Below are 14253 nucleotides of genomic sequence, written 5' to 3'. Positions count from 1 at the left end.
GATGAAAATTGTACGAGTGCAAGACATTATCGGTACCGAACGTGAAGTGACCGGTCCGGGCTGGACCAGCCGCCGGATGCTGCTGAAAAAAGACGGCATGGGCTTCTCATTTCACGAGACCATCATCCCGGCCGGTGCCGTGCTGAACCTCTGGTACAAGCATCACCTTGAAGCCGTGTACTGCGTTGCCGGCAACGGCAAAATCCTGGACAAGGCTACCGGTGAGACCCACGAAATCACCGACGGCACCCTGTACGCGCTCGACAAGCACGATCAGCACACTTTGTACGGTGGCACCGAAGACATGCGCCTGATCTGCTCCTTCAACCCGCCAGTCACCGGCCGCGAAGTGCACGACGAAGACGGCGCTTACCTCCCGGATACCAGCGAAGACTGATCTTCGCCTGTGGCTGAACTCAAGGCCGCACACACACCGCCACCGCCAGCGCGACTGCTGCCGGTGGCGGTGTTGCTTTGGCTGGCCGGGGTTTATCTCCGGATTCCGGTCCTGGTCGCCCCACCTCTGGCCCCCTTTATCAGCGACGAACTGGGGTTGTCGCAGGCCCTGACCGGCGCACTGACCACGCTCCCCATCCTGATGCTCGCCGTCGGCTCCATGCCCGGCTCCCTGTCGATTGCCCGAATCGGGCCACGCAACACCCTGGCCCTGGCCATGGTGATCATGGTAATCGGTTCTGCTGCCCGCGGCCTGGTCCCCGATACCCTGACCCTGATGATTGCCAGCGCCGTCATGGGTATCGGCGTCTCCATGATGCAACCGGCCCTGCCGGCATTACTGCCGCGATGGCTGGAACCTCACCACCTGGCCCTGGGTTCAGCGATCTATATGAATGGCATGCTGATGGGTGAGTTCATCGGTGCCGGCATCACCCTGCCGATACTCATGCCACTGCTGGACAACAGCTGGCGGGCAACGCTGCTGGCATGGTCACTACCGGCACTGCTGGTCGCCGCAGCCCTGTTCCTGCCCAAGCGGGACCGGGCCAGACCGGTGCGGAAAGTTGCCTGGCTGCCAGACTGGAGCAACCCGCTGACACTGAAAATCGGCCTGCTGCTCGGGCTTTCCGGCTCCCTGTTCTTCGGCCTCAACGCCTACATGGGCAACCTGCTTCAGTACCAGGGCCAGTTCGACAAACTCCCGGACGCCCTGTTCTGGTATAACCTCGCGCAGGTATTCGCCTCCCTGATCATGCTGAAAATGGCCCGCCACTGGGTCGGCCGCCGCAGCGTCATCGCCACCCTGGCCAGCATCGCCCTCCTCGGCACCATCGGCGCGGTCATACTCACCGGTTGGTGGTCCATCATCAGTGCGACGCTCATGAGCCTGGTCGCCGGCATGCTGCTGATCCTGCTCGTGGCCATACCACCACTGGTGGTCTCTGCCGCCGAAACCGGCCGCCTGTCCGCCGGCACCTTTCTGGTGGGCTACACCGTCGCGTTCTCCGTGCCCATGCTCGGCGGGGTCCTGGCCGACTGGACAGGCGACGCCCGCCACGCACTGTTACTGATGATCGGCTACGGTCTGCTGGTTCTGCCCCTGGCCTTTACCCTGGATCTGGAACGAAAAAAAGGCCAGTCCGAAGACTGACCCTTGCAAAGGAATCCCACACAAGGGACCGAAAAGCCGTGGAGTAGTGTGTAATGCTGCCGGGAACCGACAGCGCACGAAAAGCAGCGCTAAACAGCAATAGGCCAGAGCGGTGTCGGCTCGGTCGGTCCGTCCGGATCCCGGGGTTCAGACTGTCGTCTCAGATAATCCATGATCGCCCCCTGCAACTCGCTGTCCGGCCCCAATCCCTGGTTACCGAACAACCGGTTGAATTCCAGCACGTAAGGATAGCCCTCAACCAGAACGATATCGAAACCGGCATGATCCACCCCGAGTTCCTTCGCCAGACGCAAAGCCAGATCGGTAGCGGCCGCCGGCACGGGACTTGTGTCGATGCGTCCACCCTGGGCAATATTGTTATAAAAGCCCTGGTCAGCCTGGGTGCGCCAGTACGCAGTCAGCACACGGTCACCGATGACAACAACACGAACATCCCGGTTGATCGGCAGGTACTCCTGGGCGTAAAGCACATCGGTAATTTCACAGTAGCGCCGCCAGTCCTCACGGGTTTCAATCAGCCATACGCCTTCGCCCATACTGGCCTTTGGCAGCTTGGCCACGAACGGGTAACTCATGGCATCCCAGATCATCTCCCGCTCCTGCTCGCCGTTCGCCTCAATCATGGTCCAGGGCGTGTGCTCCGGTGCAATGGTCTGGAAGGCGCGTGTCATCTCTACCTTGTCGTGGCCGATACGGTAGCTGGCGATGCTCGGAAACACCCGACATTTCAGCCCATGCACCAGGGCATTGAGCTGCCAGTACTCTGGAAACAAAACCCAGTCTGCGTCTTTCAACAGCTCTTTGTGCTTCATGAAGTGGTCCGGTTTCAACACCGTAGTGTTAGGAAATCCGAGGGTACGAAATACATTAAATGAAACGAGGTGCATGATTGCTACCGCACGAGTGGAAGATTGCGCGCATTTTATACAGCCGACGGTCGCTGGCAAGAAGTATTTTCGGATCTGTTACGCATCGGCGATCCTGCCCCAGAAACCACCTGCTACCCTGATAAAACCATCCACTAAAATTCGCCAAGAAAACCCAGAAATGGCCAACTTCGATCAACAAGCCAAATCTCTGATATCCACTCTGCGGGAGGACAACCAATCCGGTGCCACCCAGCTGGCATTGCGGACCCTCCAGGGTCTGGCGGACTATCTGGATGCAATCAAACCGGATCCGGAGACACTTTCGTCGCTGTTAACAGAACTGAGGCAGGCGCGACCAAGCATGGTCGTGATTGGCAATGCCCTTGAGCGGCTGGAAACCCGGTGGGGCGAGGCACCGGTTCCGTCCCGAACAGCCATTCTTGAGGTGATCCGGGAGCTTGAGGAGGCCGGTGACCGGATAATCCAGAACGCAATGAGCCAGATACCGGCAGGGGCAGTCATCATGACACACAGTGCCAGTTCCCTTCTGGTCAGGCTTTTTCACCGGCTGGTCGCAGACCAGTACCCATTTTCGGTGATTTGCACCCAGAGCGGTCCGGGGATGGAGGGCCACCAGCTCGCGGTCACACTTAATCAACTGAAGGTGCCCGTCACCCTGATCACCGATGCCCAAATGGCACTTTTCGCTCCCCGGGCTGACCTGGTGATCACCGGTTGTGATGCCTGGCTGGCCGATGGGCATTTTGTGAACAAGAGTGGCACTCGTCTGCTGGCACTGTCAGCGAAGGAATACGCTGTGCCATTCTGGGTATTAGCCGACACCTTCCGTGACAGCCGTGCTACCTGCAATTCGGTACGTCTGGAGGAACTGCCGGTAAGCGAGCTCCGGGCCCCGACAGGACAATGGATAACGCCGCGCAATATCTATTTCGAAACTATTCCGGAAAAGCTGGTCACCGGAAAGATCAGCGAGCTGGGCGTTTCTTCGTTCCCTGCTGAGCCTCGGCGGTAAACGGGTCTTCCGGCCATGGATGTTTAGGGTACTGACCGCGCATGTCCTTGCGGACTTCCGGGTAGGCGTTTCGCCAGAAGCTTGCCAGATCAGCAGTTACCGCCAGCGGTCGTTGCGCCGGTGAGAGCAGGTGAATGACCACCGGGACTTTGCCATCAGCCACCCTCGGGGTTTCCGTCCAGCCAAACAGGGCCTGCAGTTTCGCTGCCAAAACAGGACCATTGTCGGCGGCGTAATCCAGGGTGACTTTCTGGCCAGTCGGGATCGTGAGCTCAACTGGCGCAAGCACGACGAGCTGTTGTTGCTGCTGGTAGTCCAGAAGGCTGTTCAGAGCCGGGAGCAGGTTCAGTTTCTCCAGGTCCGACCAGCGCCGCATGCCGGGCATGAAAGGCGCGAGCCAGTTTTCGAGACCCTCTAACAAGGCTTCATCGCTGGTATCTGGCCATTCGCCCGGGAACGCGCTGGCCAGCAACTTGACACGGGCACACCACTGCGTTGCCGATCCGGACCACGACAGGCTGGCCAGACCCTTTTTCCGCACGGCGCTCAGAAGCCCCTGCTGAATCAGTTCCGGGTCCGCTTGCGGCAGCGCTTTCTCTTCAAGAATCAACTCGCCGAGTTTCCGGACGTGACGGGCAATCACCGTTCCTCGCTTGTCGTCCCAGACCGCTTCGTCACCTTCGTAAATGTGAGTCGCCAGGTCCTGCTCCAGGTCTGGAACCTCCACCGGTGCTGCGAGATAGATAGTCGCCTCCCGGGACTTGCCATCCAGGTCTGCGGCTACCAGCCAATCATATCGGGCCAGGGCATCGTCTTCCCGAAGCGTAGCGCCCTTGCCATTGCTGAGCTGGTAACGCGGCGCCTGGCCTGAACGCCGGCGCCCGATACGGTCCGGATAGGCGTGTGCGAGCAAACGTCCAACCTCGGTTTCCGCCGGCACCGGAGCAGACGTTTCGTTACCGGCAACCAGCCGTTTTGCCGCCTGACGCACCGAGTTGATCCTGGCCGGGTCCATGCCCCTGTGCCCACGCTCACCCCGAAGCACCCGTACGCGTTCATGCATGTCTGCCCCGGCGCCCGGCCCGAGCAAGTCGCGCTCTCCCAGTAGAGCTGCCAGCTCCGCTGCCAAAACAGAGAGGCCCAGTTCGCGCCCCCGCAACACCATGTGGGCCAGACGCGGATGAATCCCCAACTCCCGCGCGGCCTTGCCGTGATCGGTTATCGCACCCTCGTGGTCCAGCATATCCAGCCACTGCAACAACGCCACGGCCTGACGCCAGTGGGCATCCGGTGGCACATCAATCCAGACCACCTGCCGTGGTTGGCGAGCCCCCCACTGGGCCAGCTCCAGCACCAGAGGTGCCAGATCCGCCTCCTGAATCTCCGGAGGTGTAAACTCCGCCAGTCCAAACTGCTCGGACTCGCTCCACAACCGATAGCACACACCCGGCTCAATGCGGCCAGCCCGACCTTTGCGCTGTTCGGCCGAGGCCTTGGACACGCGTCCGGTTACCAGCCGTGTCATCCCGCTGTTGGCATCAAACACGGCCCGCCGCTGCTGACCGCTATCGATCACCACCCGCACCCCTTCGATGGTCAGACTGGTCTCGGCAATGGCGGTTGCCAGCACCACCTTGCGCTGGCCTTCCGGCGCAGGCGAAATCGCCCGATCCTGCTCGTCCGATTTCAGGTTGCCATACAGAGGCGTCACCAGCACATTACTGGCCACCTGTCCCTGCAGCTGCTGCTCCACCCGCCGGATCTCTCCTGCGCCCGGCAAAAACACCAGCAACGACCCACTCTGTTGCTTCAGAGCCTCATGAATGACCGTCACCACTCGATCCACAATCCGGGTGTTTCGGGCCTGAGCGGGCGCCGGACGATAAAAGACGTCAACCGGAAACGCCCGACCCTCGCTGCTGATTACGGGTACATCCCCCAGGACTCGGGCTATGGGTGCGGAATCCAGCGTCGCCGACATCACCAGCAGTCGCAGATCCTCCCGCAATGCCTGCTGCGATTCCCGCACCAGTGCCAGTCCGAGGTCTGCCTGCAGTGACCGTTCGTGGAATTCATCAAACAGGACCGCAGCGTAGTCTTCGAGCATGGGATCGGCCTGAATCAACCGTGTAAGAATGCCCTCGGTCACCACCTCAATCCGTGTGGCTCCGGACACTTTGGTGTCCAGCCGTGTCCGATATCCCACCGTTTGTCCCGTTCGTTCTCCCAGCTGTTTCGCCATAAAGCGCGCGGCCGAGCGGGCCGCCAGCCGTCTCGGTTCCAGCATCAGGATCTTCCGGTTCTCCCGCCAGGCGGCATCCAGCAGAGCCAGCGGAACCCGGGTGGTCTTACCGGCACCCGGGGGCGCCTGCAGAAGTACCGTAGTGGTTTGTTCCAGGGTTTGTTTTAGCTCTGGAAGGATATGGTCTATTGGAAGCATTCTTTGGGTTTTGGCCTGCTGGGTCAGGATTCAGCTTTCAAGCGGTTACCCCGCGCCCACTCGTAGATCCGCTCAAAGGCTTCAGCCAACGCTTCCGGGTTATGAGGCGGCTGGATAAGGGCGGCCAGTTTGCCATCGGGATTGAGCAGCGCAAAGTGGCCGCTGTGATCGACCAGCAACTCACCATCAACTTCTCGGTGAACGAATACCGCACTCAGGCTTTTGGCGAGCGCACGAAGGGTTTCCAGGTCGCCGGTGAGGCCGTGGAAGTTCTCACCGAAGAATCCCATATAAGCCTTCAGCTTTTCGGGAGTGTCATGCTCTGGATCAGCACTCACCAGCAGGTAATCCGGTTGCGGCAGTTCGTTGGAAATGAGTTGATCGGTGCGGCGCAAATTGGCCATGGCTGCCGGGCAGATGTCAGGACAATTGGTATAGCCGACAAACGCGAAGGTCCAGCGCCCTCTGAGGCTTTCCCGCGTAACCGTTTCACCCTTTTCATTGGTCAGGGTGAACTCCACCAACTCACGGGGTTGGTCGTACACGTAGGTATTCAGGTCTGCCAGTTCCGGCGCCGGCTCTGGCTCTTGCCCGCCAACGATATACACCTGTCGCCCAATCACCAGTCCGAAAATCAGAATCACCAATAGCAATAACAGGAAAAGTGTCAGGCGAATCGAGCTGTTCATCAGGGTCCCAGTACAGTGGTCAGAAAAGCAGGCGGGAAGGGTTTTCCGTAACCGTGCGGATCCGGGTGTACACGGACCTGTTCACAGCGTGTTTCGGAAAGCCATTCCCGCGTGCGTATGCACGGTATCTGCTTCAGAAGAATACAAAATGGTCCACTAGCAATACCACAAACAATGCCATCAGGTAAGTAATGGAATACTTGAAGGTATTCAGTGCAACCCGGCGGTCATCTCCCTTGAGCAGACGAATCGCGTACTGGAGGAAGCGCAAGCCAAGGGCGAGGGCGCCGATCAGGTAGATACCACCGGACATCCCTGTGACAAACGGTAGCAGGCTGACGGCGAGCAACATGAATGTGTAAAGCAGGATGTGAAGTTCAGTGTACTTGTTGCCATGAGTGACCGGAAGCATCGGGATGCCGGCCTTGGCGTACTCTTCCTTGCGGTGGATGGCCAGGGCCCAGAAATGCGGCGGGGTCCATGCGAAAATGATCAGCACCAGCAACAGGGCATGACCTTCCACCTGCCCGGTGACGGCCGTCCAGCCGAGCAGCGGTGGCATGGCACCGGCCAGACCACCGATCGTGATGTTCTGGGGCGTAGCACGTTTCAGGAACAGGGTATAAACGCCCGCGTAGCCAACAAGGGACGCAAGGGTCAGCCAGGCGGTCAGGTGGTTTACCTGCCACATCAATACCACCATCCCGATGCAGGCAAGGATGGTTGCGAACAGGATGGCGTCAGGCGGTGAGATCTTACCGGTGGCGACGGGACGCTTGCGGGTGCGGGCCATCACAGTATCAATTTTCTGGTCCACCACATGATTGACCACTGCTGCCGCGCCGGCCAATAAGGCAATGCCCAGATTGCCATAGAGCAAAACCTCCCAGCCGGGCACACCCGGTGCCGCCAGCAACATGCCGATCACCGATGTCAGGATCATCAACGCAACCACCCGGGGCTTGGTCAGCTCCAGGTAGTCACGCCATGAAATGGACGTGCTGGAATCGCTTGCAGGTGTCTGGGCCGGCAGTACTTCCACTCGCTCACTCATGCCGTAACCTCTCCTTTAATTCTTGTTGTGTGTGGTGATATCGCAATGTGTGCCTGGGGCAATCGGTGGTGTTGCCAGACAAGGTGAATGACGGAAAGCAGCAACCCGGCGCCCATGGCGTTGTGGGCTACTGCAATGGAGATCGGAATGTGAAGTATGACATTAGCCAGCCCCAGAGCTATCTGGGCGCAAAGTACCACGGCAACAATTGCGACCGGTCTGGCAAGACCGGAGGCCTCCCGGCGCCGCCACATCAAGGCTAACAGGATGGCAAAGTAGCCAAGCACAATCATGGCGCCAAGTCTGTGGGTTACATGGATAGCGACCCGGCCGTCAGCGGTAAGCTGGCCGCCGAGGTAGTTGGGGCCAACATGCTGGGTCACATCGAAGCCGTGTTGAAAGTCCATCCCCTGGGGCCACCACTGGCCCTGGCAGGTGGGCAGGTCTGTGCAGGCTACGGCCGCATAATTGGCGGCCGTCCAGGCGCCCAGAGCTATTTGCAGTACCACCAGAAACAAACCGCCATACAGCCATGGGCGGAATGCCGCCAGGGCATTGCCAGAGGGCTTTCGTTCCGGTTCCCTCGCCCGACTTCTCAGCCGCAGGGTCAGGAGGGTCAGCAGGCTGAGCGTGGTAAAACCGCCCATCAAATGCATGGCCACGACCTGTGGCCAGAGTTTGAGGGTAACCGTCCACATGCCGAAGGCTCCCTGCAGGATTATGAAGCCGGCAATGAAGAGAGGCAGTTTTACCGGCACTCCGGTCTTACGGTGGCGAACGGCATAAGCTGCCAGCCCGAATACAATCAGCCCAAGGGTGCCAGCGGCATACCGGTGGATCATCTCCGGCCAGCCCTTTGTGACATCTACCGGAGTTTCCGGGAAGCGGGCGTTGGCGATTGCAATATGAGCGTCGCTCTGGGGTACGGTCAGAAAACCATAACACCCGGGCCAGTCCGGGCAGCCCAGACCTGCGTGCACGAGTCGTGTCCACGCGCCGAGCATAATCACCACAACCGCCAGAAGTGTCGCGATGAGGGCCCACTTCGCCATGCGGCGAGCCTGGGGAGATGGTTCAGAAAAATGCGGATTCAAGGCCTACCCTCCGAGCCATTCATCACCCAAGCTGGGAAATTTTCAGCAGGTGTTTCAGATCCTTCAGCAATTCCTTGCCGGTATTGCCAGAACCGTAGTGCATCATCAGGTTGCCCATCGGATCCACCAGCAGAATTCTGGGCTCTCTGGCAGGGTTGACGCCGGCAGGCCAGGCGGGTGTCGTGCCCGTGGCTGGTGACAGCCGCTCCATCAGGCTGTATTCCTGTTGCCACCGGCCGGCGAGATCCGCAGGTATACTCCCGAGCACAGCCGCGCGGGAAACGCGGCTGGCATTCTTGCCAAGAGCAATGTTGACCTGCCGCGCGAGATACAGCAGCTCCTCGCACTTGCTATCGCAATGACCGGAAACAACCATCAGCATCCACTGAGGATCCGCCTTGTCCAGGCCAAAACGCTGTTCCAGAGGTTTACCCGAGGCAGTTTCAAGGTTGAGGGTCTGAACCGGAACCACCGGCTGGACCAGGGTGCCATTGTTGGTATGGCCGGCAGGGTTCAACCAGCCGGTATAGAACATGATAGTGGCAAAGAGCATCGGTCCAAAACCGACGGCAAAAAGCAGCAATGCCGTACGCCGTCCTCTCCTCACCTGTTCCGGGGTGGGGCTTTCACTATCATCAGGTATCCGGTTAGCCATTGTCATTGTCATTATTGGCTCCTGTCTTTCGGTAACTCGCCACTACCGTCAATATAGTCAGGGCTAAAGCAAGCGCAAACCACTGAGCGGCATATCCATAATGAGTTTGCGGCCCCATCAGGTCCGGCGTCCAGTCGGCGCGCAAAGCGCCCGGCTGATCGCTGTCAGCCAACCTTACCACGGAGTCTGGCAAGCCCGGTATTTCCTTTAGAGCGACTTCCCGAGGCAGGCTCTGCACCCGGCGGGGCCAGCCATGCTTCGCCATTGGCTGCTCGCCTAACACGGGTGGTTGAGGGTAGTCGCTCAGGCGCCCGGCAAGGCTGAAAATCCCTTCAGGCGTATCGAAAACAGGCAGCTGTTCCCGGGTCCTCGGGGCCTGAATCCAGCCCCGGTTCACCAAGACCGGTGGCCCTTCCAGCGGATGGAATGCTGTCAGCACTTCATAGCCCGGTATGCCGTCCCGTGTTCGGTTGTCCAGTAACCAGCTGTGGTCGCCGTACATTCCAGTCAGGGTCATCGGCCGGCCTGAATCCAAACCCTGAGCCGCAAGCTCCGGCCACGCCAGAACCGCCGCATCCTGCTGCCACTGGTCCAGCATCTGCTGTTTTTGACCAGCCCGGTCGAGCTGCCACAAACCGAGGCCAATCAGTAGCGGCAGAAACACGCCGGCGAACACCAGCAACTTCCAGTCGAACTGCCACTGACGAGCTTTGCCCTGCGGATCAGACATGCTCTGCTATAGTGACCTCTGGGGTTGCCCGGAAAATCGGCTACCCTCATAAACCAGTCTTATAAAAACAGGAAATACCATGCTCAAAGCCGTAATCGTCGTGTTAATGCTTGCCGTGGTGGTCAGCCTTTTCAGTGGTCTGTTTTTTCTCATCAAAGATGGCGGCAAAACCAATCGGGTTGTGAACTCACTGGCGGTGCGGGTCACCCTGAGCATACTTCTCCTGGCAGTTATTCTGATTGCACTCTGGCAAGGGAGCCTGACGATGAATCCGACTCCCTGAGGCCACCCGCTTAAATAATATATACGAAGACGAACAATCCCAGCCAGACCACATCCACAAAGTGCCAATACCAGGAGGCTGCCTCAAAGCCGAAATGATTATCTGCGGTAAAGTGACCCTTCTGAATGCGGATAAACATGATAATGAGCATCAGGGTACCGAGAATAACGTGAGCACCATGGAAACCGGTCAGCATGAAGAACGTGCTGCCATAGATGCCAGACTGGAGCGTCAGACTCAGGTCCTGGTAGGCATGCATATACTCGTAGCCCTGAACAAACACGAACACAACCGCCAGCGCGATCGTAGCGCCTAGCCAGAGCTTGGTTTTCGCCCGGTTGCCCGCCTTCAATGCGTGGTGAGCCACGGTAATGGTGAGCGAGGAAGTTACCAGAAGGATGGTGTTCATTAACGGCAGGCCCCAGGCACTGATGACCTCTTTGGGCCCGGGGTAGGCTTCCGGGCTCGGGTTGTTGATCAGGGGCCAGGTGGAACGAAAACCATCCCAGAGCATGGCAGAACTGCCCCTGTCACCCTCGCCACCCAGCCAGGGAACGGCAAAAACCCGAACATAAAACAGCGCTCCGAAGAACGCCGCAAAGAACATTACCTCCGAAAAAATGAACCAGCTCATCCCCCAACGGAATGACCGGTCCATTTGCGGACTGTAGAGACCGTCACGGCCTTCCCTGATGACGTTGCCGAACCAGCCGAACAGCATGTAGGCCATAATCAGAGCGCCAATGAGGAACATAAACCAGGAGCCAGTCGTACTCTCCCCCTGATTGCTGTTCACCATGATCGATGCCACCCCGTACAGGGTGACACCGAGGCCCACCGTGGCAATGATGGGCCATTTGCTCTGTTCCGGAACGTAGTAGGTCTGGTTATCCGCCATGACAATCTCCGATGGCTTAGCCGTTTTCATTTGTTGTTGTATCAGCCCGCGCGTTCATAAACGTTTTCGGCTTGACTGTCTCCGTTACTTCACCTCAGGTGGTGTTGCAAAAGTGTGATAAGGCGCAGGCGACGGTACCGTCCATTCCAGGCCTTCTGCCCCATCCCAGGGCTTCGCGGCTGCCTCTTTACCACCCTTCACGCACTTCACCACAATTAACAGGAACAGCAGCTGGGTTGCGCCGAACATGAAGGCACCGATACTGGAGATCATGTTGAAGTCAGCAAATTGCAGGGCGTAATCCGGAATCCGGCGCGGCATACCCGCCAGGCCCAGGAAGTGCATGGGGAAGAAAGCGAGGTTCATGCCGACAAACGACAGCCAGAAATGAGTCTTGGCCATGGTTTCGTCGTACATGTGACCAGTCCACTTGGGTAGCCAGAAGTAAGCGGAGGCAAAGATACCGAAGATCGCACCCGGCACCAGCACATAGTGGAAGTGGGCGACTACAAAGTATGTGTCATGGTACTGGAAGTCCGCCGGGGCAATGGCCAGCATCAGGCCCGAGAAGCCGCCAATGGTAAACAGGATCACGAAAGCCACCGCAAACAGCATGGGCGCCTCGAAGGTAAGAGAGCCCCGGAACATGGTCGCAACCCAGTTAAACACTTTCACCCCGGTAGGCACCGCGATCAGCATGGTGGCATACATGAAGAACAACTGGCCGGCGATGGGAATTCCGACGGTAAACATGTGGTGGGCCCAGACCACGAAGGACAGCAGCGCAATGGCACCCACGGCGTAAACCATGGAGGCATAGCCGAACAATGGCTTGCGGGAGAACGCCGGAATAATGTGCGATACCGCCCCGAACGCCGGCAGGATCATGATATAGACCTCCGGATGCCCGAAGAACCAGAACACATGCTGGAACAGCACCGGGTCACCGCCACCGGAGGCGTCGAAGAAGCTGGTACCGAAGTTGATGTCCATCAGCATCATGGTGACCACGCCGGCCAGGACTGGCATTACGGCAATCAACAGGAACGCAGTGATCAGCCAGGTCCAGACGAACAGCGGCATCTTCATAAGGGTCATGCCCGGCGCACGCAGGTTCAGGATAGTGGCAATCACGTTGATCGCGCCCATGATGGACGAGATACCCATGATATGAACCGCAAAGATAAAGAAGGTAGTGCTGGGCGGCCCGTAGGTCGTCGACAGGGGCGCGTAGAAGGTCCAGCCAAAGTTCGGTGCGCCACCCTCCATGAACAGCGTGGAGACCAGGATCAGGAAGGCACAGGGCAACAACCAGAAACTCCAGTTGTTCATCCGCGGCAACGCCATGTCCGGCGCGCCGATCATCAGTGGCAGCATCCAGTTAGCCAGACCCACGAAGGCCGGCATGACCGCACCAAACACCATGATCAAGCCGTGCATGGTGGTCATCTGGTTGAAAAACTCCGGCTGCACGATCTGCAAACCGGGCTGGAACAGTTCGGCACGAATGACCATAGCCATTGTTCCGCCCAGCAGGAACATGGCAAAGCTGAAGATCAGGTACATGGTACCTATATCTTTGTGGTTAGTGGTCAACAGCCAGCGGCTAAAGCCTTTAGCCGGGCCGTGATGATGATCCTGGGCGTGGGTACCTGCAACCGCACTCATGAAAACCCCCGTTACCGCCATTTATTGTGGCTGGTGATATCTGTTATCTGGCGTTGATCACTGCTGGTTCTTGTAATCAAAGATTTCTTTGGGCGTAACCATCTCGCCGGTGTTATTACCCCAGGCATTACGCTCGTAGGTAATCACCGCGGCCAGATCCACCTCGCTCAACTGGTTGCCAAATGCCTGCATTGCCGTACCGGATTTTCCGTTCACGACAATGTCGATATGAGCGGCCATGTCTTCGATGGCAATCTGGCTGCCCTTGAGCGCCGGAAATGCGGGTGGTGCACCGCTACCGTCAGCCTGGTGACAAGCCGCGCACGCTGTCTGGTAGGCTTTCTCACCCCGCTCCATCAATTCGGCCATGGTCCAGTCCTTCTGGGTGAGCTCACGCTCTTTCTGCGCTGCCGCCTTCTGCTCAGCCACCCAGGTGTTGTATTCCTCCTCCGGCACGGCCTTCACAACAACCGGCATGAAGCCATGGTTTTTACCGCACAACTCGGTGCACTGTCCGCGGTAAATGCCGGGCTCATCCACCCTGGTCCAGGCTTCATTGATAAAGCCCGGGATTGCGTCTTTCTTGATGCCAAAGTCCGGCACCCACCAGGAGTGAATGACATCATTGGCCGTCAGCAGGAGGCGCACCTTCTTGCCGACCGGGATGACCAACGGATTGTCGACCTCCAGCAGATAATTCTCTCCCTTGTCCTGAAGATTGTTGATCTGATCGGGGGGAGTCGACAGGTTGCTGAAGTAACCGAAGTCCTCGTCGATATACTCGTATTGCCACTTCCATTGATAGCCGGTCACCTTGATATCCACCTCGGATTCCGAGGTGTCGTACATATCCACCAGAGTTGCCGTGGCGGGAATGGCCATGATGACAAGGATGACAAACGGTATGATGGTCCAGAGAATTTCCACCAGGGTATTTTCGTGAAAATTCGCCGGCTCGCGGTCCGGAGACTTTCGGTGGGCGAAAATGGACCAGAACATAACCCCGAATACCACGACACCAATGGCGACGCAGATCCAGAGAATGATCATATGAAGGCTAAATATCTCGTTACTGGTGCCGGTTACCCCCGGGGTCATGTTCAACGTCCAGTCCGCCATGGACCAGGCTGGGAACATAAGTCCGCCTAAAAGGGCACCTGCCCGCTGAGCGTGCACGCGCATACTGTGTCTCCACAGAGTGTTATTCTTG

General features: G+C 58.4%; 14 protein-coding genes. 4 read left to right on the top strand and 10 right to left on the bottom strand.

Annotation, left to right across the window (positions count from 1 at the left end; all coding sequences use genetic code 11):
• Window position 1 precedes the first annotated feature (1 nt).
• Together KFJ24_RS15840 and KFJ24_RS15835 are read left to right on the top strand one after the other, a co-directional pair.
• Window positions 2-397, top strand: a complete 396-nt coding sequence (locus KFJ24_RS15840; RefSeq protein WP_138439788.1) for an ectoine synthase — start codon at window positions 2-4, stop codon at window positions 395-397.
• 9 nt (window positions 398-406) lie between these two features.
• Window positions 407-1609, top strand: a complete 1203-nt coding sequence (locus tag KFJ24_RS15835; RefSeq protein ID WP_250832059.1) for an MFS transporter — start codon at window positions 407-409, stop codon at window positions 1607-1609.
• 89 nt (window positions 1610-1698) lie between these two features.
• Here the strand turns inward: KFJ24_RS15835 and KFJ24_RS15830 are convergent, their stop codons facing one another.
• Entirely contained in the window at window positions 1699-2517 is an 819-nt protein-coding gene (locus KFJ24_RS15830) for an ATP-grasp domain-containing protein (RefSeq protein ID WP_250832058.1), read from the bottom strand.
• Window positions 2518-2677: 160 nt separating this feature from the next.
• On the opposite strand from KFJ24_RS15830, the gene KFJ24_RS15825 reads away from it, so the two are divergent.
• Window positions 2678-3532: a translation initiation factor eIF-2B gene (locus KFJ24_RS15825; protein ID WP_250832057.1), complete on the top strand. Its 855-nt coding sequence runs from the start codon at window positions 2678-2680 to the stop codon at window positions 3530-3532.
• Here KFJ24_RS15825 and hrpB read toward each other — a convergent pair.
• The 6 genes from hrpB to KFJ24_RS15795 all read right to left on the bottom strand — a co-directional run bounded on the left by hrpB (window position 3486) and on the right by KFJ24_RS15795 (window position 10194).
• A complete protein-coding gene (gene hrpB, locus KFJ24_RS15820; protein WP_250832056.1) occupies window positions 3486-5972 on the bottom strand; it encodes an ATP-dependent helicase HrpB in 2487 nt (828 codons plus the stop codon). The two genes, KFJ24_RS15825 and hrpB, sit on opposite strands and share 47 nt — an antisense overlap.
• Window positions 5973-5995: 23 nt before the next feature.
• Window positions 5996-6661 (bottom strand): SCO family protein, encoded by a 666-nt coding sequence (locus KFJ24_RS15815; RefSeq protein ID WP_250832055.1) that lies wholly within the window; start codon window positions 6659-6661, stop codon window positions 5996-5998.
• Window positions 6662-6794: 133 nt separating this feature from the next.
• Window positions 6795-7715 carry a heme o synthase gene (cyoE, locus tag KFJ24_RS15810; protein ID WP_250832054.1) on the bottom strand — a complete coding sequence of 307 codons (921 nt, stop codon included), beginning with the start codon at window positions 7713-7715 and terminating at the stop codon, window positions 6795-6797.
• Window positions 7712-8767, bottom strand: a complete 1056-nt coding sequence (locus tag KFJ24_RS15805) for a COX15/CtaA family protein (RefSeq protein WP_250832053.1) — start codon at window positions 8765-8767, stop codon at window positions 7712-7714. Before KFJ24_RS15805 ends, cyoE begins: the two co-directional genes overlap by 4 nt.
• Window positions 8768-8831: 64 nt before the next feature.
• Entirely contained in the window at window positions 8832-9476 is a 645-nt protein-coding gene (locus KFJ24_RS15800) for a hypothetical protein (protein ID WP_250832052.1), read from the bottom strand.
• Window positions 9457-10194 carry an SURF1 family protein gene (locus KFJ24_RS15795; RefSeq protein ID WP_250832051.1) on the bottom strand — a complete coding sequence of 246 codons (738 nt, stop codon included), beginning with the start codon at window positions 10192-10194 and terminating at the stop codon, window positions 9457-9459. Before KFJ24_RS15795 ends, KFJ24_RS15800 begins: the two co-directional genes overlap by 20 nt.
• 79 nt (window positions 10195-10273) lie before the next feature.
• Here KFJ24_RS15795 and KFJ24_RS15790 point away from each other — a divergent pair, with 79 nt between their 5' ends.
• Entirely contained in the window at window positions 10274-10477 is a 204-nt protein-coding gene (locus KFJ24_RS15790) for a twin transmembrane helix small protein (RefSeq protein WP_250832050.1), read from the top strand.
• A 10-nt stretch (window positions 10478-10487) separates the two neighbouring features.
• On the opposite strand, the gene KFJ24_RS15785 is transcribed toward KFJ24_RS15790, so the two are convergent.
• The 3 genes from KFJ24_RS15785 to coxB all read right to left on the bottom strand — a co-directional run bounded on the left by KFJ24_RS15785 (window position 10488) and on the right by coxB (window position 14225).
• Window positions 10488-11375, bottom strand: a complete 888-nt coding sequence (locus KFJ24_RS15785; protein WP_250832049.1) for a cytochrome c oxidase subunit 3 — start codon at window positions 11373-11375, stop codon at window positions 10488-10490.
• A gap of 84 nt (window positions 11376-11459) precedes the next feature.
• Window positions 11460-13043, bottom strand: a complete 1584-nt coding sequence (ctaD, locus tag KFJ24_RS15780) for a cytochrome c oxidase subunit I (protein ID WP_250832048.1) — start codon at window positions 13041-13043, stop codon at window positions 11460-11462.
• A gap of 57 nt (window positions 13044-13100) precedes the next feature.
• Complete coding sequence (gene coxB, locus KFJ24_RS15775) at window positions 13101-14225, bottom strand: cytochrome c oxidase subunit II (protein ID WP_250832047.1); 1125 nt, start codon at window positions 14223-14225, stop codon at window positions 13101-13103.
• Window positions 14226-14253 lie beyond the last annotated feature (28 nt).

The organism is Marinobacter sediminum (assembly GCF_023657445.1).
GTDB classification, from domain to species: domain Bacteria; phylum Pseudomonadota; class Gammaproteobacteria; order Pseudomonadales; family Oleiphilaceae; genus Marinobacter; species Marinobacter sediminum_A.
The sequence above is the reverse complement of the archived record's forward strand: the minus strand, read 5'-3'. Positions and strand labels throughout refer to the sequence as shown.

Bases quoted from the DNA above. Each gene is read 5' to 3' on its own strand.
- KFJ24_RS15840 (WP_138439788.1), top strand. From the start codon at position 2: ATGAAAATTGTACGAGTGCAAGACATTATCGGTACCGAACGTGAAGTG.
- KFJ24_RS15830 (WP_250832058.1), bottom strand. From the start codon at position 2,517: ATGCACCTCGTTTCATTTAATGTATTTCGTACCCTCGGATTTCCTAAC.
- KFJ24_RS15825 (WP_250832057.1), top strand. From the start codon at position 2,678: ATGGCCAACTTCGATCAACAAGCCAAATCTCTGATATCCACTCTGCGG.
- hrpB (WP_250832056.1), bottom strand. From the start codon at position 5,972: ATGCTTCCAATAGACCATATCCTTCCAGAGCTAAAACAAACCCTGGAA.
- KFJ24_RS15815 (WP_250832055.1), bottom strand. From the start codon at position 6,661: ATGAACAGCTCGATTCGCCTGACACTTTTCCTGTTATTGCTATTGGTG.
- cyoE (WP_250832054.1), bottom strand. From the start codon at position 7,715: ATGAGTGAGCGAGTGGAAGTACTGCCGGCCCAGACACCTGCAAGCGAT.
- KFJ24_RS15805 (WP_250832053.1), bottom strand. From the start codon at position 8,767: ATGGCGAAGTGGGCCCTCATCGCGACACTTCTGGCGGTTGTGGTGATT.
- KFJ24_RS15800 (WP_250832052.1), bottom strand. From the start codon at position 9,476: ATGACAATGACAATGGCTAACCGGATACCTGATGATAGTGAAAGCCCC.
- KFJ24_RS15795 (WP_250832051.1), bottom strand. From the start codon at position 10,194: ATGTCTGATCCGCAGGGCAAAGCTCGTCAGTGGCAGTTCGACTGGAAG.
- KFJ24_RS15790 (WP_250832050.1), top strand. From the start codon at position 10,274: ATGCTCAAAGCCGTAATCGTCGTGTTAATGCTTGCCGTGGTGGTCAGC.
- KFJ24_RS15785 (WP_250832049.1), bottom strand. From the start codon at position 11,375: ATGGCGGATAACCAGACCTACTACGTTCCGGAACAGAGCAAATGGCCC.
- ctaD (WP_250832048.1), bottom strand. From the start codon at position 13,043: ATGAGTGCGGTTGCAGGTACCCACGCCCAGGATCATCATCACGGCCCG.
- coxB (WP_250832047.1), bottom strand. From the start codon at position 14,225: ATGCGCGTGCACGCTCAGCGGGCAGGTGCCCTTTTAGGCGGACTTATG.